The 22,956-nt window shown below is 59.7% G+C and carries 16 protein-coding genes; 7 read left to right on the top strand and 9 right to left on the bottom strand.

Annotation, left to right across the window (positions count from 1 at the left end; translation table 11 throughout):
* Positions 1-16: 16 nt before the first annotated feature.
* Together tadA and J5M72_RS22605 are read right to left on the bottom strand one after the other, a co-directional pair.
* Positions 17-514: a tRNA adenosine(34) deaminase TadA gene (gene tadA, locus J5M72_RS22610; RefSeq protein WP_207867149.1), complete on the bottom strand. Its 498-nt coding sequence runs from the start codon at positions 512-514 to the stop codon at positions 17-19.
* Positions 514-1,896 (bottom strand): multicopper oxidase family protein, encoded by a 1,383-nt coding sequence (locus J5M72_RS22605; protein WP_207867148.1) that lies wholly within the window; start codon positions 1,894-1,896, stop codon positions 514-516. Before J5M72_RS22605 ends, tadA begins: the two co-directional genes overlap by 1 nt.
* A gap of 193 nt (positions 1,897-2,089) precedes the next feature.
* On the opposite strand from J5M72_RS22605, the gene J5M72_RS22600 reads away from it, so the two are divergent.
* Complete coding sequence (locus tag J5M72_RS22600) at positions 2,090-5,185, top strand: membrane-targeted effector domain-containing toxin (RefSeq protein ID WP_207867147.1); 3,096 nt, start codon at positions 2,090-2,092, stop codon at positions 5,183-5,185.
* Positions 5,186-5,581: 396 nt separating this feature from the next.
* Positions 5,582-7,654 (top strand): TerD family protein, encoded by a 2,073-nt coding sequence (locus J5M72_RS22590; protein WP_207867146.1) that lies wholly within the window; start codon positions 5,582-5,584, stop codon positions 7,652-7,654.
* 128 nt (positions 7,655-7,782) lie between these two features.
* On the opposite strand, the gene guaA is transcribed toward J5M72_RS22590, so the two are convergent.
* From guaA to J5M72_RS22570, 4 genes are all read right to left on the bottom strand, one after another.
* On the bottom strand, positions 7,783-9,360 hold the full coding sequence (guaA, locus tag J5M72_RS22585; RefSeq protein WP_207867145.1) for a glutamine-hydrolyzing GMP synthase: 1,578 nt from the start codon (positions 9,358-9,360) through the stop codon (positions 7,783-7,785).
* 99 nt (positions 9,361-9,459) lie between these two features.
* Complete coding sequence (guaB, locus tag J5M72_RS22580; RefSeq protein WP_034156270.1) at positions 9,460-10,929, bottom strand: IMP dehydrogenase; 1,470 nt, start codon at positions 10,927-10,929, stop codon at positions 9,460-9,462.
* Between the two features lie 115 nt (positions 10,930-11,044).
* Positions 11,045-11,593 (bottom strand): sugar ABC transporter ATPase, encoded by a 549-nt coding sequence (locus tag J5M72_RS22575; protein ID WP_207867144.1) that lies wholly within the window; start codon positions 11,591-11,593, stop codon positions 11,045-11,047.
* A gap of 73 nt (positions 11,594-11,666) precedes the next feature.
* Positions 11,667-12,434 (bottom strand): sulfite exporter TauE/SafE family protein, encoded by a 768-nt coding sequence (locus J5M72_RS22570; protein ID WP_207867143.1) that lies wholly within the window; start codon positions 12,432-12,434, stop codon positions 11,667-11,669.
* A 100-nt stretch (positions 12,435-12,534) separates the two neighbouring features.
* Between J5M72_RS22570 and J5M72_RS22565 the strand changes: the two genes are divergently transcribed.
* The 4 genes from J5M72_RS22565 (at position 12,535) to leuA (ending at position 17,659) form a co-directional block, all read left to right on the top strand.
* Positions 12,535-13,422: a LysR substrate-binding domain-containing protein gene (locus J5M72_RS22565; protein WP_207867142.1), complete on the top strand. Its 888-nt coding sequence runs from the start codon at positions 12,535-12,537 to the stop codon at positions 13,420-13,422.
* 10 nt (positions 13,423-13,432) lie between these two features.
* Positions 13,433-14,812: an exodeoxyribonuclease VII large subunit gene (xseA, locus tag J5M72_RS22560; RefSeq protein ID WP_207867141.1), complete on the top strand. Its 1,380-nt coding sequence runs from the start codon at positions 13,433-13,435 to the stop codon at positions 14,810-14,812.
* A gap of 3 nt (positions 14,813-14,815) precedes the next feature.
* Positions 14,816-15,637 carry a peptidoglycan DD-metalloendopeptidase family protein gene (locus tag J5M72_RS22555; protein WP_169431770.1) on the top strand — a complete coding sequence of 274 codons (822 nt, stop codon included), beginning with the start codon at positions 14,816-14,818 and terminating at the stop codon, positions 15,635-15,637.
* 342 nt (positions 15,638-15,979) lie between these two features.
* Positions 15,980-17,659 (top strand): 2-isopropylmalate synthase, encoded by a 1,680-nt coding sequence (gene leuA, locus J5M72_RS22550; protein WP_169431771.1) that lies wholly within the window; start codon positions 15,980-15,982, stop codon positions 17,657-17,659.
* Positions 17,660-17,861: 202 nt separating this feature from the next.
* On the opposite strand, the gene J5M72_RS22545 is transcribed toward leuA, so the two are convergent.
* Positions 17,862-18,653 carry an amidohydrolase gene (locus J5M72_RS22545; protein ID WP_169431772.1) on the bottom strand — a complete coding sequence of 264 codons (792 nt, stop codon included), beginning with the start codon at positions 18,651-18,653 and terminating at the stop codon, positions 17,862-17,864.
* The gene (locus J5M72_RS22540; RefSeq protein WP_169431773.1) at positions 18,641-19,789 is read right to left on the bottom strand and encodes a pyridoxal phosphate-dependent aminotransferase; all 1,149 of its coding nucleotides are present in this window, start codon (positions 19,787-19,789) and stop codon (positions 18,641-18,643) included. The genes J5M72_RS22545 and J5M72_RS22540 overlap by 13 nt, the downstream gene beginning before the upstream one ends.
* A 249-nt stretch (positions 19,790-20,038) precedes the next feature.
* Here J5M72_RS22540 and J5M72_RS22535 point away from each other — a divergent pair, with 249 nt between their 5' ends.
* On the top strand, positions 20,039-21,259 hold the full coding sequence (locus tag J5M72_RS22535; RefSeq protein WP_207867140.1) for a hypothetical protein: 1,221 nt from the start codon (positions 20,039-20,041) through the stop codon (positions 21,257-21,259).
* Positions 21,260-21,307: 48 nt separating this feature from the next.
* Here J5M72_RS22535 and der read toward each other — a convergent pair whose 3' ends face one another.
* Positions 21,308-22,780, bottom strand: a complete 1,473-nt coding sequence (gene der / locus J5M72_RS22530; RefSeq protein ID WP_207867139.1) for a ribosome biogenesis GTPase Der — start codon at positions 22,778-22,780, stop codon at positions 21,308-21,310.
* Between the last annotated feature and the right edge of the window lie 176 nt (positions 22,781-22,956).

Raw genomic sequence — 22,956 nt, 5'->3', positions numbered from 1 at the left:
CACATTTGTTTTGTTTTTATTCAGTGGGTTTGGCGCGTCTCGCCCTGAAGAACTCGGTCAACACCGCCCCACACTCCTGCGCCAACACCCCGCCTTCATACAACACTCGATGGTTGAGAAAACCCTGAGTGAAGAACTGCCCCTGACTCTGCACAATTCCGGCCTTGGGCTCCAGCGCGCCGTACACCACGCGAGCAACCCGCGAATGCACGATCAGCCCGGCGCACATGCTGCACGGCTCTAGCGTCACATACAGCGTGCTGCCCGGCAGACGATAGTTATCCACCGCCTGCGCCGCCGCACGGATCGCGACCATTTCCGCGTGGGCACTGGGGTCGCTGGTACTGATCGGGCAATTGAAGCCGCGACCGATGATCTCGCCGTCCTGCACCAGCACCGCGCCTACCGGCACCTCGCCGAGGGCTGCGCCTTGCGCCGCCAATGTCAGGGCTTCGCGCATGAAGTCGCGATCACGGCTGCGGTCGATGATCGCCGCGGGGCGAATCTGGCGCATCACTTCACCTCGATGGCGGCCATCAGGCCGGTTTCCATGTGGTCGATCACGTGACAGTGGAACATCCATACCCCCGGGTTATCCGCCACCAGCGCCACTTGCGCGCGCTCGTTCTTGCCCAGCAGATAAGTGTCGGTGAAGTACGGCACGATCTTGTGCCGATTCGATGCAATCACCTTGAAGCTCATGCCGTGCAGGTGGATCGGGTGCTGGTACTGGGTCATGTTCTTGAGTTCGAAGATATAACTCTGTCCCAGTTTCAGGCTGGCGATCGGCCGGTCGGCGCAGGTCTTGTCGGTGATGTCCCAGGCCTTGCCGTTGATCTGCCACAGGCTCGGCGGCTTGCCGTTGTCGACATTCACCGACACCGAACCGACCCATTCGAAATTGAAGTTGAGTTTCTCGGCATTGGCCAGGTCCGGCTCGGCCACCGGGTTGGCCGGCAGTGCTTTCGGCCAGTCGGTCGGCGCCTCATTGTTGGCCACCGAACGTAAGGTACCGAGGCGAACCGGGCCGTTGCGCAGCGACAGTTCCTCACCGGCCGGCGGTGCCTTGATCGCCAGGCAGATGCGCATGCCCGGGCCGAGCCAGTATTCCTTGCCCAACGGGCGCGGTTCGACCGGATTGCCGTCCAGCGCATAGATCTGCGCTTCGACGCCGGGAATGTTGATGCGATAGGTCAGGGTGTTGTCGAGGTTGAGCAGGCGTACGCGGGTGATCTGGCCGGCGGGCAATTCGATGACCGGCGAAGGCACGCCGTTGATGGTCGACAATCGCCCCGCGGTACCGCCACGGGCCGCTTCGCGTGGAATGCTGAACTCGACGAAGTTACCCTCGTCGTCGATATGCCAGTTTTTCAGGCTCAGGGTCTTTTCGTACCTGAACCCGGTCGGCTCGCGCTCCTCGACAATCAACGGCCCGACCAGGCCGCGACCGAGTTCTTCGCTGCTGCTGACGTGCGGGTGATACCAGTAGCTGCCGGCGTCCGGCACGCGGAATTTGTAATCGAAGTATTCGCCTGGCAGTACCGGCAGTTGCGATACGTAAGGCACGCCGTCCATTTCCAGCGGCAGGCGAATGCCGTGCCAGTGAATGGTCGTTGCGACCGGCAGATGGTTGATGAACCGCACCCGCAGCCACTCGCCCTGACGCACGCGCAATTCAGTGCCCGGCGCCGACGGGCCGAACGCCCAGGCCTGGGTCTTGTGGCCTGGCACAAGTTCTACGTCCAGCGGTGCAGCGATCAGCTCGTAGTCGTGCCCCGCGTTGGCATCCGCCACCTTGCCCAACCAGTAACGCGTCGCACCACCGGCTCCCGCACCAACCACTGCAAGACCGGCCAGACCACCGAGTATCTGTCGACGGGTAAAGGATTTGGACACAACTACCTCACGTATCTGCCGCAGGCCTGGGTGCCCGCAAAAGGCGAATACGATACACCTGCGCCTGCGAAACGGTAAGGGCGGAGCGGCGGATGGCCGCACATCCGGGACAATATCGGGCGGTAATCATGTACCGCACGTCCCTTGAGCGAGTGGATCACCCTTCCCTCCTCTCTCTCAAGGAATAGAGCGAATGAACCCAACAGAACAACGCCCGCTGCCCAACGACACCGACAGAGCTGCACTTCAGGTCATGGCCACACAGGTGGTCACGGCGTGTCCGAGCCTGAACGATACGGCCCGTCAGGTTGCCATCGAAGTGCTCGCCAGACATGGCATTACCGGTCTCGACCCCGATCACGTCTATTACCATCGATTCAGAACAGCTCAGAGTCAGTCCATATCATTCACCGGTTGGCAGCATTATGGTGAGAAGCCCTATGAAAGCCTGACCCTGACGCAATTGGTGATACACCGGTTCCGCGCCACGGATCAGGACAACGCCGACTTGCTCGACGTATACGGCGGGTTTTACAGCGCAGGGCCGGACACCGAAAACTTCGATGCAACCAACGAAGTCCGGCTGCACGGTAACGAGGTACTCAACGACTTCTGGAACATCAACTTCAGCGAGCGTTACCGCAACGAGCTGCACTCGTTCTGGGACCAGCACTCCAGCCAATTCCGCACGCTGGCCAAATGCAACTTCCTCGGCAAAGCCGTTGAAGCCCGGGAGCTCGGCCACCTGAACGACGAGGACTTCCAGACTGCAATCAGCGCGGTCATCGGCCCGCTGACCTGGCCTGTGAGCCTGCACAGTCTGCAAACCGAGTTCATCCCCGGCCATGGCCTGAGGGTTTGCGCGCTGGATATCGACGGTCGCACGGCCACCGATATCCTGCGCATCATCGACTCGTCAGGCCGCCAGATCCTTTACGTGCCCGGCGACAACCAGCCATTTCATGTGCTGGACACTCCCACTGACATGCACTGGTGGGCCTTGCAACAGTTGAACGAGAAAGCGCCGCGCGAACTGTTTCTCAACCATTTCTCGCTGGCAGACCGGCACTGGATGAGCGAACACATCAGCGACCTGATGAACCGATTGGTCAGCACCTGGGGGCATTCGGATCATCATCTGATCAACCGCAACGATCACACCGTCACGGTAGATGCATTCAGCTGGCTGCGTGACTGCACCCACAACGCGATGTTCGACGAAGCAGATCTTTCCCTGATCTCGAACGGTGATCTGCGCAAGAAACTCTGGATCGGCTATCTGAGCGCTGGACTGAAAGTCTTCGGCCCGATGGCCATGGTCGGCTGGCCCGTCGCATTGCCGGTGATTGGCGCCAGCCTCGCCAACATGGGGTTGAATATCGACAAGGCCGTCAACGGCAAAACCTCCGCGCAGCGCAAGGAAGGTGTCCTGGGGGCCATTTTCAGCGGTATCGATGCGCTGTTTAACATTCCGTTTCTCAAGGGCTTCGGTGCACTGGCCGAGTTTGACGTGCCTCCAGAGATCTACGAGGCAGACGAACTGGCAGAAACCGAAACAACAGCGGAGCTGGAACCAGAAGAACCGAACGAGATTCTGCCTGTTCTGCAGGAGCGGCCCTCGCCCTCCTCCGAAACCGTACAAGCCGGACAGATTCCGCAACGCTTTCAATCCAACGAAATACTCGAGGGCCTGAATCCGGTTACCGAGCCAGGCAAATACCAGGGAATCTACAGGCTGAACACCCATCCGCCCCATGCCATCCTGATGAACGACACGGCCTATTGCGTCCGTTACTTCAACGATTCAGAGGGCGGCGGATTCTGGGCAATCATCGATCCGATAAAACCCAACCAGCTGATCCACGCAATACCCGTGCGTTTGAACAGCGAAGGCCTATGGGAGCGTATGACCCAACTGGGACTCAAGGGGGGTGGTCAGTGTCTGGGCAAGCAATGCACTTTAGATGTGGCACTTGAGCTTGATGCGCGCGAGCCTTCGGCCGCAGAGCCAGAGCAGTCCGTAACACCACCTGCCCCATCCAACCCTGCACCCATCGAGCCCCAGCCATCGACCTCGAACAACATCCGGCTGCTCAAGACCCCATACGCGGTAGACCCGCAGCATGAGTTCGAACTGAGGCGGTGGGCCCTGCAACTGCGCGAAACCCACATTCAATTGCGCATTGGCCCTGATGGCGGGTTAGTCGCTCCAAACCGCTATGCGCTGTATTTCGCCGAAAAAGCCCGGGCACTTCAGATCTCCGCCAGACGCTTCTACAAGAACCTTCCTTGGGCGAACTTGCCGCCACGTCCGCCGATACCCGCTATGACCTCTTCAATGACCTTCACGGACTTCGTTGCGCAGGCACTCGAGGAAGCGTCCGGCCTGGTTATCGGCGAAACCCCGGGTCGTATCACAAGCATGCGACTGATCATTGAAAACATGCCTGCTCTGGCGCGCGCAGGGGTCAAGACCCTTTATGTGCGCCGACTGCTCAGCGACTTTGCCCAGGCCGACCTGAATGCATACTTCAAGTCCGGCGTCATGACCGATGACCTGCAGCAGTACCTGAGCCGACTCGGTACCGATCCGGCAGAGCAGTTCGACGAACTGGCACTGGTGAAGAGCGCCCGGGAAAACGGTATTCGAGTCCAGGCGACCGATTGCGCGGCGACTTACAACAAGCCCGTTTCGCTCACACTGCCTGAGGAGCAAATCATGACCAATCACCTGACAGCCGACATCATGTTCATGGACAAAACCCTGAATGACGTGGGTAAGTGGGTGGTTCTGACAGGGGTGGAAAACACCAATACGTTCAGGGGCGTTGCCGGTATCAGCGAACTGGAAGGCGGTATTGGTCTACGGATTGAAGAGGTCGATCCGGGACTGGGGGAACGTGTCTCTCTGGATCCGGGCATCGATATAGAACGGGGTCCACATTCAGGGACGCTGGTACAAGGCGGCACTGTCGATACGCATTACGTCGATGTGCTTTTGCAATTGGAAGCGGCGCCGGTCAGCCGAAGCGAACTGCAAATACACCGACTGCTTTATCGCTCGGGCATGTATGTTTTCGAACGTTCACAAGGCGCCTATCGGTTGTTCCACAGAAGTGTGAGCGGCGAGCTTGTTCAAACCCCTGTCCAGACCTTCGCGGACGGGCGCTATTTCATTGATCGCCCGTCCTGGGGCTCGGTACACCGCGTGCCCTACGATAATCTTGAGCAGTTATCCAACGCACTGAAACAGATGGGGCTGCAACTGCAAAGCCGCCTTCCCCACTGACCTGTCCATGGCGACAGACGAAAAAAACCCTGGCCATAGCCAGGGTTTCTCCTTGCATCAATGCAGCCGGTGTCGCGGGATCATTCCCACTCAATCGTCGCCGGCGGCTTGCTCGACACGTCGTAAGTGACGCGGGAGATGCCTTCGATTTCATTGATGATGTGTGCCTAACGCGCGGTGAAGTAGCTTGTTACGTGTGTAAGACATAACAACCTGACAAAAAGCGAAAACCTTCCGTAGAATGTCGGCGTGGCTATGGAACACCTTCCTTCTAAACCCTATGAACTAGGGGTTCCGCTCTCCACTCAACGCCTGCTCCTAGCAGGCGTTTTCATATCGGCTGTAGACATGACGCTGCAGCTCGCTCACGACGGTGACTCAGGGAGAAAATCAAGCATGAATCAGGAGCTGTTCCTGCGTCGCCGTAGCAAAGTTCACGTCCCGATGGGCACTGGCGGTGCCACGCGCGCTCAGGTCGCGTCGGCTGTCCGGGAAATCGCGGCGTTCCGATGCGTACTGTCAGAAGCTCTGATTGAGCAAATCGGCCTGTTGTCACCGACAGAACTCAAGTACTGGTTGCGTGACATTGTCGGAGTTCTTCGGCGCAGGAGTGGCGCTCATGTGCACCACCGGCCGTTCTATCCTGACTTTCCTGAGCAGGTTCTGACGGCCTCGGAAGCCGAGTTGTACCTCAACGCCGTCGTGCATTACCTCACGCTTCGACGTTTACCCGCGACTGAAGAATCTCGACCTCCACTGCTTGAAGGCAACTTCATCCCCTGTGTTATCGAACCGGGAAGCATCCCTGAGTTCGAGTCACTGCTCGAACCACTGGTTTCATCACGCACCTCGCTCTCCGAAGAGGAAGCGGCCGATGTCATCCGGTTTATCCGCGACTACAAAAATGATGTGTTCCGCCTGCTGCCTGAGGTCGTCCCGTTCCGGGAGATCCGCGCACAGGTTGGCGGCGCACTGATCCTGCATGTAGCTGGCGATGCACGGGTGAATGCATTTCTGGAGCAAAACGTCGAAACGGCGACTGACGTGCTACGACTTGCGATCGCGCTGAATGGTGGAGACGTGTCACTGGCGACCGCTACGACACGTTTCAAAGCGATGAAGCGATCGATGCGCCGTCTGTTGTTGAGTCTGCTCGATCGTATACCCGACGCTACGGAAGACGTGATGCGACAAACCGAGCGATGGAAACGCTTGGCTGAAGTACTTCATCCGGGCGATTACGCCGATAAATACCCAAGAGCGCTGGCCGCCATCAACGCAGCGCGTCGCAACGAAGCGCCTGCCTCATTCGGTTCACGTGTCGAAACATTATTCGCCCAGCGTGATATTACCGAGCTTGTACACGTGCTACAGAGTCGTCCCGGTGAGTTCGCCCGACGGCTGGACGCTACCCTGCGGCGCGCGACGGAACCAGAGCCGGTTCTCGATGCGTTCGAGGCTGTTGCACCACAAGTGTCCTCACCTGTCCTGCTGCAGTTGCTGGCCCAGTCACGTGCACCGCGCCCCCTGCCACTTCGGGCGTTCACACCCAAAGGTTCATTCGCCAAAGTCTATGGCATCAAGGATGACCGAGAGCTTCTCGCACCCGAGGTGCTGGCTCGTGCAGCCCGAATCTGCGAGGTCGCTCTGGTTACGCGTTTTGCGACACTACCGCCATTGGGGCGCTGCTACATCGATCCAGAATTACGCGAATACAGGGTACCGCTGGCACAACGCGCTTCTTCGAAATCGCTACGGACACTGGTGCGGGGCAGTCGATTGCCGATGCCCGACACACGTTTTATTCGCCTTTTTCTGTGGTGGAAAAACGGTCGATCACGCACTGACATCGATTTGTCCTCCGCATTTTTCGATGCCAACTTCGTGTTCAGAGAAACGGTTGCGTACTACAACCTGAGAGATTACGGCGGCTGCCACAGCGGCGACATCGTCGACGCACCCGAAGGGGCTTCGGAGTTCATCGACCTCGATCTTGAAGTCCTCGTCGAGAAAGGCATCCGTTACGTCGTCACGTCTATCAACTCGTTCACCGAACAGCCGTACTGCGATCTTCCAGAATGCTTTGCTGGCTGGATGGCCCGCACCGATACGGCATCGGGCGAAGTATTCGAACCGCGAACCGTGTTCGATCGTATCGATATCGCATCCGATACACAGATCTGCCTGCCATTCGTGATGGACTTGCAGGAGCGGCGCGTGATCTGGGCCGACCTGGGACTGACCTCAGCTCCCCGATGGAACAATGTCGGGAACAACCTCAGCGGAATATCGTTGATGCTGCGGGCTTTGGTACATACGCCGCGGCCTGATCTGGAGACATTATTCGATTTGCATGTACGAGCACGAGGCGAACGAGTGGCTTCGCCGCAGCAGGCACAAGCGGTGTTTGCACCTGATCAAGGGATAACACCGTTCGATACGGATTTGATTCGGTCACAGTTCCTCTAATACCTGCGCCCGCCTCCACACTTTCCGCCCAAAAAAAATGCCAGTCAGATTAACTGACTGGCATTTTCTATAACCCCTTTTATGCCTCTGCGAATCCAACCTTGAATTCTAGAGGGCGCGACGCGGGATCATTCCCACTCAATCGTCGCCGGCGGCTTGCTCGACACGTCGTAAGTGACGCGGGAGATGCCTTCGATTTCATTGATGATGCGGCCGGAAACGGTTTCCAGCAATTCGTAAGGCAGGTGTGCCCAACGTGCGGTCATGAAGTCGATGGTTTCCACGGCACGCAGGGCCACGACCCAGGCGTAACGACGGCCATCTCCCACCACACCCACCGATTTCACCGGCTGGAACACGACGAAGGCCTGGCTGACCTTGTGGTACCAGTCGGCCTTGCGCAGTTCTTCGATGAAGATGTGGTCGGCGCGACGCAGCAGGTCGGCGTATTCCTTCTTCACTTCACCAAGGATCCGCACGCCCAGGCCCGGGCCCGGGAACGGGTGACGGTAGACCATGTCGTACGGCAGGCCCAGTTCCAGCCCCAGACGACGGACTTCGTCCTTGAACAGTTCGCGCAGTGGCTCGACCAGTTTCAGGTTCATCTCTTCCGGCAGGCCGCCCACGTTGTGGTGCGACTTGATCACGTGGGCCTTGCCGCTTTTCGCGCCAGCCGACTCGATCACGTCCGGGTAAATGGTGCCCTGGGCCAGGTACTTGATGTTGTCCAGTTTGCAGGATTCGGCATCGAACACGTCGATGAAGGTACGGCCGATGATCTTGCGCTTCTTCTCCGGATCGGCTTCGCCGGCCAGATTGTTCAGGAACTGGTCTTCGGCGTTGGCACGGATCACCTTGACGCCCATGTTCTCGGCGAACATGGCCATCACTTGCTCGCCTTCGTGCAGACGCAGCAGGCCGTTGTCGACGAAGACGCAGGTCAGCTGATCGCCGATGGCCTTGTGCAGCAGCGCCGCAACTACCGAGGAGTCCACACCACCGGACAGCCCCAGCAGCACGTTATCGGTACCGACCTGCGCGCGAATGTTGGCGATGGCGTCTTCGGCAATCTTCGACGGAGTCCACAGGGCTTCACAGCCGCAGATGTCGAGAACGAAACGCGACAGGATGCGACCGCCCTGCTTGGTGTGGGTCACTTCCGGGTGGAACTGCACGCCGTAGTAAGCGCGCTCGTCGTTGAACATGCCGGCGATCGGGCAGCTCGGGGTGCTGGCCAGGATGTGGAAATCGGTCGGCATTTTGGTGACCTTGTCACCGTGGCTCATCCATACGTCGAGGCCGAACAGGCCGTCGGCGTCGATGTGGTCTTCGATACCGTCGAGCAGACGGCTCTTGCCGACCACGTCAACACGGGCATAACCGAACTCACGCAGCTCGGAGCCTTCAACCTTGCCGCCCAGTTGTTCGGCCATGGTCTGCATGCCGTAGCAGATGCCGAAGACCGGTACGCCCAGATCGAACACCGCTTGCGGGCAGCGTGGGCTGTTGGCTTCGTGCACAGACTCGGGACCGCCAGCGAGGATCACGCCTTTCGGAGCGAATTCGCGGATCGCATCTTCGTCCATGTCGAACGGATGCAGTTCGCAGTACACACCGATCTCGCGCACGCGGCGAGCGATCAATTGGGTGTATTGCGAACCGAAGTCGAGGATCAGGATGCGGTGAGCGTGAATGTCGAGGGCCATGATTCAGTCTCGTCTAAGTAATTCAGAAACAGTCTTGATTCAGAAACGACTCGGGGCTGAATAAAACAGCCCCGGTCATTTAACGTTTTGCTTGAAGCCTCAACCTACGCGGTAGTTTGGCGCTTCCTTGGTGATCTGCACGTCGTGGACGTGGGATTCGGCCATGCCGGCACCGGTGATCCGCACGAACTCAGGCTTGGTGCGCATTTCTTCGATGTTGGCGCTGCCGGTGTAACCCATCGAGGAACGCAGACCGCCCATCAACTGGTGAATGATCGCGCTCAGGGTGCCCTTGTAAGGAACACGGCCTTCGATGCCTTCCGGAACGAGTTTCTCGGCACCTGCCGAGGAGTCCTGGAAGTAACGGTCGGAGGAACCTTGAGCCTGGGACATGGCGCCCAGCGAACCCATGCCGCGATAAGCCTTGTACGAACGGCCCTGGAACAGTTCGATCTCGCCCGGTGCTTCTTCGGTACCGGCGAACATCGAGCCCATCATCACGCAGGACGCACCGGCCACGATGGCCTTGGACAGGTCACCGGAGAAACGGATGCCGCCGTCGGCGATCAACGGAACACCGGTGCCTTCAAGGGCAGCGGCAACGTTGGCGATGGCACTGATTTGCGGAACGCCGACACCGGCGACGATACGGGTGGTGCAGATCGAGCCAGGGCCGATACCGACCTTGACTGCGTCGGCGCCAGCTTCGGCCAGGGCCTTGGCGGCTGCGCCGGTGGCGATGTTGCCGCCGATCACCTGCACTTCAGGGAAGTTCTCTTTGACCCAGCGAACGCGGTCGATCACGCCTTTGGAGTGACCGTGTGCGGTGTCGACCACCACCACGTCCACACCGGCATTGACCAGGGCTGCAACGCGGTCACCGGTGTCTTTACCGGTACCGACCGCTGCGCCGACGCGCAGACGACCTTGGTCATCTTTGCTGGCCAGCGGGTAGGCCTTGGCTTTTTCGATGTCTTTGACGGTCATCATGCCTTTGAGGGCAAACTTGTCGTCGACGATCAGGACTTTTTCCAGACGGTGCTTGTGCAGCAGCTCGCGGACTTCGTTCTTGTCGGCGCCTTCGCGAACAGTGACCAGACGCTCTTTGGGCGTCATCACTTCACGAACGGTGGCTTCCAGACGGGTTTCGAAACGCACGTCACGGGAGGTGACGATGCCGACCAGGTCGCCATCGTGCAGGACCGGAACGCCGGAAATATTGTGCATGCGGGTCAGTTCGAACAAATCACGAACCGTGGCGTCAGCCTCGATGGTGATCGGATCCTTGACCACACCGGCTTCGAACTTCTTGACCTTGCGAACTTCGGCAGCTTGCTGCTCGATGGTCATGTTCTTGTGGATAATGCCGATGCCACCTTCCTGAGCCATGGCGATTGCCAGACGGGCTTCGGTGACGGTGTCCATGGCGGCAGAAACCAGAGGAATGTTCAGCTCGATGCCACGGGTAAGGCGGGTCTTCAGACTGACTTCGTTAGGAAGCACCTCGGAATAACCGGGCACTAGGAGAATGTCGTCGAATGTCAGAGCTTCTTGGCTGATACGCAGCATCGCGGGGGCTCCCGAGCGGGAAAATGGAAGCGCGCCATTATAGTCAGACACCCCTTCGGGTTCAATGTAAAACTTGTCTTATATCAATGTTGCTGATGTACGGAAAAAGCGGCCCCTAAAGCTCGACCTTGACCCAGCTCACCGGTTGATCCAGCCAGTCCGCGAATTCGTCGATGAAACTCTGCTTGAACCCCGCCTCCAGCCAGTTGTTGAAGATGAACCCGAGGTTGGAAAACGCGCACTCCTGCAAATACAGAAATCCATTGATGTCATCTTCATGCCCGCACTCGGGGCAGGTGAAGTTGTCGGTGCGCCCCGGCATCCAGTCTTCCAGGCTTTCGAACAGCGCTTCGCCGATCTCCTGGCGGCACTCGGCACATCCGGCCTCCTCGAGAAAGCCTTTGGCCGGGGTGAAGATGCAGCGCTTGGTGACAATTTCCAGACCATTGATCGGTTCACCGAACGGCAGCGCCTCGGGGTGCAGCACCACTGCGCGGGCGCCATCGGCGATGGCGTAGGCCATGCGGTTGCCGGTACGTCCGCAGGTGCTCAGCTCTTCCTTGACGATGTTCTTGCGCACCAGCCAGCGCAGGATCGCCCGGGCCCGGGGTTCGTGCACCGGCAGGTTGGAGATTTTCGGGACGATGATGCTTTGGGAATTCATGGTGCAAGCCTGCTGCGTCAAAGGATGTTCGGCGACGAACGCGGCCGGCAGCTTAATCCCTGACAAAATCCGGTCAAGTGCTTAAATAGCGGCCGATCAGCGCCAGACCGCTGGCCAGCACCAGCCAGGTCACCAGCCGCACGAAGGCCTCGCGGGACAGGCGCATGGTCAAACGCCGCCCGATCCACAAGCCCAGCGCCATGGCCGGCAACAGGCACAGCGCAAGCATCAACAAGGGTAGCTCGGCATACACCCCGGCGATGGCGAACAGACTCAAACGCACCACCGTGCTGCAACTGATCAGCGCACTTTGCGTGGCCCGCGCCGCGTCTTTGGGGAGTCGGCTGTTGAGGTAGATCGCATAAAGAAAGCCGCCACTGCCGAACAACGCTCCGAACAGCCCGCCCACGGTGCCCATCGGCAACGCCCACACGGCGGATAACTGCGCCGGCCGGGCCTTGATCCACAAGCTGTAAACCGCATAGGCACTGATGAACAACCCCATCAGCAGCAACAGCAGATCGGACTTGAGGTTAAGCAGAAAAATCACCCCCAGCGTGCACCCCACCGCCATGCATGGCAGCAGCCGCAGCAATTCCGGTTTCGCCACGTCGCGCCGCGATGGCAGCAGGTTGCCGAACGCCGCGACGAAATCCAGCAGCACCAGCAACGGCACGATCTTCGACAGCGGCATGAACAGAATCAGGATCGGCCCGGCCACCAGCGCAGTGCCGAAACCGGCAATCCCGAACACGATGTAGGCCAGCGCGATGGCCAGTCCGATCACCACCCAGCCCTGCGCGCCCCACGACCATTCGCTCAACAACCCCGCCACACTCATTCGCTCGCTTCCTTTATAAGCCTGCGATGACTTTAGCCAGCGCCGAGGGTTGCGACTAATATCATCGAAACCGCCAAGTCATCTCGAAAAGGCATGTCTCGTGCTTTCAACCCGTCAATTGCGCTACTTCGTGGAAATCGCCGAGTGCGGCAGCTTCAGCGCCGCGGCCGAACGGCTGTTCATCGCTCAATCGGCGTTAAGCCGGCAGATCAAGGACATGGAAACCCGCCTGCAAACGCCGCTGTTCGAACGCACCGCGCGCCAGCCCCGGCTCACCGCCGCTGGCGAAGCGTTCCTGCCCCGGGCGAGAAACCTGCTGAATGAATTGAACAAGGCCAGCACTTTGGCCACGGAAATTGGCCAAGGGCAGCGCGGTACTTTGCGCGTGTGTCACTCCAGCACCGTACCGATCAGCGGCCGACTGTTGCGCGACATGAGTACTTACCTGGAGCAACAACCCGGGGTTTCGCTGGACATCGGCACGCTCTCCTCGGAGGCACAGCTCGAAGAACTGGCAGAGGGCCGGCTCGACATCGGCTTGCTGCGCCTTCCAGTTCTGCGCCAGCGCGAGGATGTTCAGGTTGTGCCGCTCTATACCGAACGTTTGCTGCTTGCCGTGCCGGAGGATCATCGACTGGGGTTGGCGGAGGTCGTCGATTTGGCGCAATTGAAGGGCGAAGCCTTCATCTCCATCCCCCACCCGCAACGCGGCGGGCTGAGTTATTTGTGCGCCGACCTGTGCATGCGCCACGGCTTTTTCCCCCAGGCTGCGCGGGTGATGTCACGCAAGACCACGCAGTTGCAATTGATCCAGGCCGGATTCGGCATCGCTTTGCTGCCGGAATCGATGCAGGACATCGCTCCGCCCGGTGTGCGATTTCTGCCGCTGACCGGCGATTGCCGAAGTACCGTCGCCCTCGCTTCTCGGCAAAATCCCACACCTCTGGTGCAACACTTCCTCCAGACATTCATCGGCGAAAGCCTTTAAACTGCGCCCCATGATTAAAGATCCCTTTGCAAGACTCGGCCTGGACCGCGAAGTCCTGACCGTCAGCCAGCTCAACGGCCGCGCGCGGGTGTTGCTCGAAGACGTGTTCAGCAACATCTGGGTCGAAGGCGAAATCTCCAACCTCGCCCGCCCGGCGTCCGGCCACGTGTATTTCACGCTCAAGGACAGCGGCGCGCAGGTGCGTTGCGCACTGTTCCGCCAGAATGCTGCGCGGGTGCGTCAGGCGCTGAAGGATGGCCTGGCGGTGAAGGTGCGCGGCAAGGTCTCGCTGTTCGAAGGGCGTGGCGACTATCAGCTGATCCTCGATACCGTGGAGCCGGCCGGTGACGGTGCGCTGCGCCTGGCCTTCGATTCCTTGAAGGAAAAGCTCAGCGCCGAAGGCCTGTTCAGTGCCGAGCGCAAGGTGCCGCTGCCGGCGCATCCGCAGCGCATCGGCATCATCAGTTCACCGACCGGTGCGGTGATCCGCGACATCATCAGCGTGTTCCGCCGCCGCGCGCCGCAAGTGCAACTGACGCTGATTCCGACCGCCGTTCAGGGCCGCGAAGCCACCGCGCAGATCGTCCGCGCCCTGAAGCTGGCGGATGCCCGTGGCTTCGACGCGCTGATCCTGGCCCGTGGCGGCGGCTCGCTGGAAGACCTCTGGTGCTTCAACGAAGAGGCCGTGGCCCGGGCGGTCGATGCCTGTGTTACGCCAATTGTCAGCGCAGTCGGCCATGAAACCGACGTGTCGATCAGCGACTTCGTGGCGGACGTGCGCGCACCGACACCGTCCGCTGCTGCTGAACTGCTTGCCCCGGATTCCAGCCACCTGATCCGTCAGGTCGAAAGCCTGCATCGCCGACTGGTGATGCGCATGCGTGACCGCCTGATGCGTGATCGGCTGCGTCTTGAGGGCATGGCCCGTCGTCTGCGTCATCCCGGCGAACGTCTGCGCCAGCAGGCACAGCGTCTGGATGACCTGGACATGCGCATGCGCCGTGCCTTCGAGCGCCAGCTCAACACCCGTCGCGAACGCCTGATCCGCCTGGAAACCCGTCTCGCCGGGCAACATCCGGGACGCCAGTTGGCCCTGTTGCGCCAGCGCCTCGACAGTCTCGCCGAGCGCCTGCCCCGCGCCATGAACGAAGGCCTGAAACGACGCCGTTTACAGTTGCAGAGCCAGATGCAGACCCTGCACGTGGTCAGCCCCCTGGCGACCCTCGGCCGTGGCTACAGCATCCTGCTGGATGAGCGCGGCAACGCAATCCGCAACGCCGCGCAGACCCACACCGGCCAGCGTCTGAAGGCCAGACTGGGCGAAGGCGAACTGCAAGTGCGCGTCGAGGACAATCACCTGACGCCTGTCACACTCTCTCTACTGGACTGATCCATGCCGCGTTTTCTTGCTCCGCTGCTGTTGCTGTGCCTGACCTTCAACGCCCATGCCGACAGTTACATCACCCGCCTGCTGAACAAACCGGTGCCGGGCGGCGTGGCTGTCGTCGATCTGGGGACCGCTGCGCAAGCGCCGAAAGCCACGTATCAGGGCAAACCGGTGCTGGTGGTCAAGGAACAGAACAACTGGCTGGCGATTGTCGGCGTTCCGTTGACCGTCAAACCCGGTGCGCAACAGATCAGCAGTGGCGGCCGTAACCTCAGCTTCAGTGTCGGCAACAAGAAATACCCGGAACAACACATCACCCTGAAGAACACCCAGCAGGTCAATCCGAACCCGGCGAATCTGAAGCGCATCGAGGGCGAACTGGCCGAACAGATCAAAGCCTATCGCAGCTTCAGCCCGAACACGCCGAGCAATCTGCTGCTGGACAAACCGGTCAACGGACCGCTGTCGAGCAAGTTCGGCGTGCGCCGTTTCTTCAACGGTGAAGAGCGTAATCCGCACGCAGGCCTCGACTTTGCGGTGCCGGCCGGCACACCGATCAAGACTCCGGCGGCGGGCAAAGTGATCCTGATCGGTAATTACTTCTTCAATGGCAACACCGTGTTCGTCGACCACGGCCAGGGCTTCATCAGCATGTTCTGCCACATGTCGAAGATCGATGTGCAGAACGGTCAGCAACTGGCGCGCGGTGCAGTGGTGGGCAAGGTGGGCGCTACAGGTCGGGCGACCGGGCCGCACATGCACTGGAACGTCAGCCTGAACGATGCGCGGGTCGATCCGGCGATTTTCATTGGCGCATTCCAGCCTTGATTCCAGGCTGAACACCCTCCAGCAGGGATTGCGCACGACGAATGGTCCGCGCAATCCCCGCCAACAATTACCGCCATATCGAGAATAAAATCTCGGAAAAAACCGCTTTCCGGGTATTCCTCTCAATTTTTTTCGACTGCTTGCCATCCTCATCCCCCGCGGTTAGGGTTGAAGGCATGAAAACCTCTCACACCCTCATTCAGCTTCGCCAGCACCGCAGCCTGTGCCTCGTCAGCGCACGACTGCCGGGCTGAATCGCTGCGCCTCGTCCCACGCTTTTCCAAGAACGTTCGTCCACCGGCAGGCCGCCTCTTTTCGGCCCAGACAATAAGGAATTTCCCGATGAGCATGCTCAAAGACCCGTCTTCGAAATACCGCGCGTTTCCTGTGATCAATCTGCCGGATCGTACCTGGCCATCGAAAACCATCGATGCCGCGCCGATCTGGTGCAGCTCCGACCTGCGTGACGGCAACCAGTCGCTGATCGAGCCGATGGACGCGGTGAAAAAGCTGCGCTTCTGGAAAACCCTGGTGCAGGTAGGTGTGAAAGAAATCGAGGCGTCGTTCCCGGCCGCTTCGCAAACCGACTTCGACTTCGTGCGTACCCTGATCGAAGACGGCCACATCCCGGACGACACCACCATTCAGGTGTTGACTCAAGGCCGTGAAGACCTGATCGAGCGCACCTTCGAATCCCTGCGTGGGGCAAAGAAAGCGATTGTTCACCTGTACAACGCGACCTCCCCTTCTTTCCGTCGCATCGTGTTCAACCAGGACAAGGACGGGATCAAGGCCATCGCCGTGAACGCCGCCAAGCTGTTCGTCAAATATGCTGCCATGCAGCCGGACACCGAGTGGACCTTCGAATACTCGCCGGAAACCTTCAGCGCCACCGAGCTGGAATTCGCCAAGGAAGTCTGTGACGCGGTAATCGAGGTCTGGAACCCGACCCCCGAGCACAAGATCATCCTCAACCTGCCGGCCACCGTTGAATGCGCGACCCCGAACGTCTACGCCGACCAGATCGAGTGGTTCCACCGCAACATCAACCGTCGTGACAGCGTGATCATCAGCCTGCACACCCACAACGACCGTGGCACTGGCGTGGCCGCCACCGAGCTGGGCCTGATGGCCGGCGCCGACCGCGTCGAAGGTTGCCTGTTCGGCAATGGCGAGCGCACCGGTAACGTCGATCTCGTCACCGTGGCACTGAACATGTACACCCAGGGTCTCGACCCGCAACTGGACTTCTCCGACATCGACGGCGTGCGCAAAGTCGTCGAAGAGTGCAACCAGATCCAGGTTCACCCGCGTCACCCGTACGTCGGCGATCTGGTGCACACCGCGTTCTCCGGCTCCCACCAGGACGCGATCCGCAAGGGCTTCGCCCAGCAGAAACCGGACACCCTGTGGGAAGTGCCGTATCTGCCGATCGACCCGGCCGACATCGGCCGCAGCTACGAGGCGGTGATCCGCGTCAACAGCCAGTCGGGCAAGGGCGGCATCGCCTACCTGCTGGAGCAGGAATACGGCATCAGCCTGCCGCGTCGCATGCAGATCGAATTCAGCCAGGTGGTGCAGCGTGAAACCGATCGGCTGGGCCTGGAGATGACCGCGCAGCAAATCCACGCGCTGCTGCACAGCGAGTACCTGCAAGCCAACACCCCGTACGCGCTGGTCAGCCATCGCCTGCAGGAAGAAAACGGCAACAGCGCCGTCGAAGTGGAAGTGGCGAGCAAGGGTCAGGGCGAAACCAACCTGCACTGGCGCGGCAAGGGCAACGGCGCGCTGGAAGCACTGGTGGCCGGCCTGCCGATTCCGGTGGAGATCATGGACTACAACGAACACGCCATCGGCGCGGGCACCAACGCCAAGGCTGCGGCGTACATCGAATTGCGTGTGAACGGTGAACGTGCGGTACACGGCGTGGGCATCGATGAAAACATCACCACCGCCAGCTTCAAGGCCCTGTTCAGCGCGCTGAACCGCTCGCTGAGCCAGCCGGAAGCGAAAGCGGCGTAACTTCACCGCTGAAATGCAAAAGGCCCCGGAGTGCGAACTCCGGGGCCTTTTTTACCTGCCATTCTGGTGCTGTCTGTAATGACCCCTTCGCGGGCAAGCCCGCTCCCACAGGGGACGCTGGTGCACCCCAGACTCATGTACACCATAGAACACTGTGGGAGCGGGCTTGCCCGCGAAAAGGCCCTTGTAGACGCTGCAGATGTCAGGTGAACTCGAAGGTGTCCGCATCCAGATTCGCCGGGAACCGCTCCCGGTAAGCCGCCAGCGAAGCCGCTTCCAGAACCACCTTGAACACCCCGTCAGCCTCCCCTGCCGCCAGCAAGGTCTCGCCCTGGAAATCCAGCACCTGACTGTCGCCGGTATAAGCGAAGCCCTTGCCATCGGTGCCAATCCGGTTGACCGCCGCCACATAGCAAAGATTTTCGATCGCCCGGGCCGGCAACAACCGGTTCCAATGCTGACGCCGCGCCCCCGGCCAGTTGGCGGTGTACAGCAGCAAATCAGTGTCCTGTGCGTCGCGGCTCCACACCGGGAAGCGCAGGTCGTAACAGATCAGCGGACGAACCCGCCAACCCTTGAGTTCGAACTGCACCTGGCGTTCGCCGGGCGTGTAGTGATTGTGTTCGCCAGCCATGCGGAACAGATGGCGCTTGTCGTAATGCAGCACTTCGCCGTCCGGCCGTGCCCACAACAAGCGATTGCGGTGGCTGCCATCGGCGGCCTGGATAATCACGCTGCCTGTGACGACTGCATTCAGTTTCGCTGCCTGGGCCCGAAGCCACTTGCTGGTCGGACCGTTTTCGGCTTCGGCCAGGGTTTTGGACTCCATGGAAAATCCGGTGGTGAACATCTCCGGCAGAATGATCAGATCCGCACCACGCGCCTGCTCCAGCAACGCGTCGAAATGCTCGAGGTTGGCCTGACGGTCATGCCAGACCAGGCTGGTCTGGATCAGCGCCAGGTTGAGATCGGGCAACGCACTCAGATCACGCATAGTTTCCCCGCCGCTTCCCGCAGCGTCTCCTCGCGCTTGGCAAAGCACAGGCGCACCAGGCGCTGGCCTTCAGGTGGGTTCTGGTAGAACACCGACACCGGGATGCTCGCCACACCATGTTCGCGAGTCATCCACATCGCCATCTCGACGTCGTTCAGGTCGGGACGGATCTGCGAGTAATCGACCAGTTGGAAATAGGTGCCGGTGACCCGGGTGAAGCTGAATCGGGACGGCGCCAGCAGATCACAGAACAGATCACGCTTGGCCTGATAGAAGCCCGGCAGTTCTTCGACGTGTTCCGGATGCTCGGCCATGTAGTCGGCTAGCGCATATTGCAGCGGCGTCACGCCGCAGAAACTGACGTATTGATGCACCTTGCGCAGTTCGGCGGTCAGCGCCGGCGGCGCCACCACGTAGCCGGTTTTCCAGCCTGTGACGTGATAGGTCTTGCCGAACGAGCTGACCACGAATGCACGCTGATACAGCTCTTCATGGGCCAGTACGCTGACATGTGAAACGCCGTCGAACACCAGGTGTTCGTAGACTTCGTCGCTGATCACATAGATGTCGCGATCACGGATCAGCGCCGCCAACTGATCAAGCTCTGCGCGACTGATCAGGGCGCCGCTCGGGTTGTGCGGGGTGTTGAGGATGATCATCCGCGTGCGCGGGCTCAGGGCTGCACTGAGCTTGTCGAAGTCGATGGAGAAATCCTTCAGCCCCAACTGCACATGCACGCAACGCCCGCCAGCCAGTTCCACCGATGGCTCGTAGCTGTCGTAGGCCGGATCGAACACGATGACTTCATCGCCGCTGTGGATAACCGCCTGGATTGCACAGAAGATCGCCTGGGTCGCACCCGGGGTGACAGTCACCTCATGATCTGCATCGACGTTCACGCCATAGCTGCGGGCGATTTTTGCCGCGATCTGCTGGCGCAGGACCGGCAGGCCGGTCATCGGCGAATACTGGTTATGGCCGCTGGCGATGTGCCGACCGACCGCATCGCGCAGTGCCTGCGGGCCGTCGAAATCGGGAAAACCCTGGGACAGGTTGATGGCTCCGGTCTGCGCCGCGAGCTGAGACATCTGCGTGAAAATAGTGATGCCGACATTCGGCAGCTTGCTGTTGATCATCGGGGTTCCCTGCTCTGCCCCGGCACTGACGACGGCGCGGGAGAGCCCGAGGATAGCCCATCCGGCGCCCATAAAAAAAGGGATTGGCGCAACACAGAATGCCGCGTCACGCCTTTGATTAGACCGATCGGGCCGTATCTCGGATGCCGGCCAACAGTAGAATAATGACGAGCTACCTGTTACTTCTGACAGTTGTCGAAATACCCATCGAGGCGTTCACTGTCCGGACTCCGATCAGAGGTCAAAATCATGAGAAAACTCAAGGCGGGTGAACTCGATCCCGGGTTTGGTAATGATGGTATTCATCCATTGGAACCACACGGAGACTTTTTTCAGGCCTTTGGCCTGAGCCGATCAGACAATGGAGAATTGTTCGTTGCCGGCAGCAGTGACGGTTCAGAACGCAACTTTACGAACTTCGTATTGATCAAATTTGATCCGCGGGGAGAACGAGAAAAATCCTTCGCTACGAATGGAGTCCTGGAGGCTCGATTTTCCCCCGATGCCAGTCTTTCCTCCGTCGGACTGAAGGCGTTCCCCCTCGAAAACTCAAATATTGTTCTGATCGGTCAGTTCAACAATGGCACCAATGCGCCCTTGCCCGGTCTAGCACAAGTTCGTCCCGACGGGACGTTCGATACGGACTTTGCTGACCAGGGAACCCACGTTGTTCGCACTTCCCTGATACCGGAATACGGCGCACCGAGCGGAACGGTCATTGACGGCAGCCGTCAATCCAGCGGCGCATGGGTGACGATAAATCCTCACGTTGCGGGTCCTGAACTGACCATGACGCTGATCGTAATGACCCGCGCCAACGGCACGCCAGCCACCGAATTCAATGACGGCAAAGGCTATGTCGAACTCCCGCTCAGGGGTGGCGAGGAAACAAGGCTGAACGCCATCGCAGTAGACCAACGGGATGCAATACTGGTGTGTGGTCATACCACGGATGTTCGAGGCATAAAGACAGGCATTGTCATGCGCTTTCAGCCAGACGGGATGGAAGACAAGAGCTTTGCAAATAACGGAGCACTGCAAAGTACAGAACTGTACTTTGATAATTTGCTTCCTTGCGATGACCGAATTTTGTGTTGTGGCTCAACCCGCTCAGGTGAGGCCCTGATTGCGCAACTGGACCGGGACGGTAATCCACTGCACTCCCCCAGCATTTCGCCTGCTGAAGTGAGTACTCGCTGGATCAAGGTCGCATGGCACGACAACCATATTCTTGCACTCGGCGAGCAGCAATTTCCTTTCGGAACCGGAACGGTGGTTGCCCGTTTCAACGAGCGTGGAATTCTCGACCCTTCATTTGGCAGAGATGAGGGCTGGACTTCCATTCTTTTCAACGGACAACCCGCAGAACCTCGGGATATCGTGATCGACTCGTCGGGGATTTTAGTACTGGCATCAGCGAAAGATCTGACCGGATCGCAAACACACTTTCTGGCCCGACTACTGAACTGATCTGACAGCCACAAAAAAGGGCGTCATGGACGCCCTTTCCCGATTGCATCAGCGCTTGTCGCGGCGCTTCTTCTCGCTCTTCTTGTGGTGCGACATCAAGCGGCGCTTCTTGTTGACCTGGCGGTCGGTCAGCGTGTTCTTGTTGCCTTCGTACGGGTTCTCGCCGCCCTTGAACTCGATACGGATCGGCGTACCGACCAGTTTGAGCACGCGGCGGTAAGTGTTTTCCAGATAGCGCACGTACGACTTCGGCACTTTCTCGACCTGGTTGCCGTGGATCACGATGATCGGCGGGTTCGCCCCCCCCAGGTGAGCGTATCGCAGCTTGATCCGGCGGCTGTTGACCATCGGCGGCTGGTGCTCGCTGACCGCGTCTTCGAGAATCTGCGTCAGGCGGCTGGTCGGCCAGCGGGTGACCGCGGACTTGAACGAGTTCTGCACCGAAGCGTAGAGGTTGCCCACGCCAGTGCCGTGCAGTGCCGAGATGAAGTGGATATCGGCGAAGTCAACGAAGAACAACCGACGCTGCAACTCGACCTTCACGAAGTCGCGCTCGCTCGGCGTCATTCCGTCCCACTTGTTGATCGCGATCACCAGCGCGCGACCCGCCTCAAGGGCGAAGCCCAGCAGGTTGAGGTCGTGATCGACCACACCTTCGCGGGCGTCCATCACAAAGATCACCACGTTGGCGTCTTTGATCGCCTGCAGGGTTTTGACCACGGAGAACTTTTCGACTTCTTCGTGGATCTTGCCGCGCTTGCGCACACCGGCGGTGTCGATCAGCGTGTACTTCTCGTCGTTACGCTCGAACGGGATGTAGATACTGTCGCGGGTGGTGCCGGGCTGGTCGTAGACGATTACCCGGTCTTCACCGAGCATGCGGTTGACCAGGGTCGACTTGCCGACGTTCGGACGGCCGATGATGGCGATCTTGATCCCGTCTTTTTCGCTCGGACCAGGAATGCGCTTTGCTTCCTCGCCTTCGGCGACCACTTCTTCCTCTTCACCTTCCGCCGGCTCGTCATCATCACGCGGGAAGTCGCTCAGGGCGGCTTCCAGCAGTTGAGTGATGCCGCGACCGTGGGCACCGGCGATCGGGATCGCGTGGCCCATGCCCAGCGGGGCGAATTCGGCGCGGGCCATTTCCGGGTCGATGTTGTCGACCTTGTTGGCGACCACGTGAGAACGCTTGTTACGTTTGCGCAAGTGTTCGGCGATCATCTGGTCGGCGGCGGTGAAACCGGCCTTGGCATCTACCAGGAACAGAACGACATCCGCTTCTTCGATGGCCAGCAGCGACTGCTCGGCCATTTTTTCGTCCATACCATGCTCGTCACCGGAGATACCGCCGGTGTCGATCAGAATGTAGGAACGCCCTTGCCACTTGGCCTCACCGTACTGGCGATCACGGGTCAGACCGGACAAGTCGCCGACGATGGCGTCGCGAGTCCTGGTCAGGCGGTTGAACAAGGTGGACTTGCCGACGTTCGGTCGGCCCACCAGGGCGATTACGGGAACCATGCGGCTCTCCACTTCGTTATTTCAGAAAATACAAAAGCCGCTGCGAGGCAGCGGCTGGTGCTCGGGGCAACGCCCAAAAGCGCTGCAAGCCCCGGTATACCGGGGCCGCCTGGGGGTTTAACCCCAAGCATAGCTAAAGGGCCTGCGTTCGATCATGCGGCGTTAAAAATCAGCTC

The sequence above is a fragment of the Pseudomonas sp. 58(2021) genome, from assembly GCF_017491585.1.
Lineage (GTDB): Bacteria > Pseudomonadota > Gammaproteobacteria > Pseudomonadales > Pseudomonadaceae > Aquipseudomonas > Aquipseudomonas fluorescens_BT.
The sequence above is the reverse complement of the archived record's forward strand: the minus strand, read 5'-3'. Positions and strand labels throughout refer to the sequence as shown.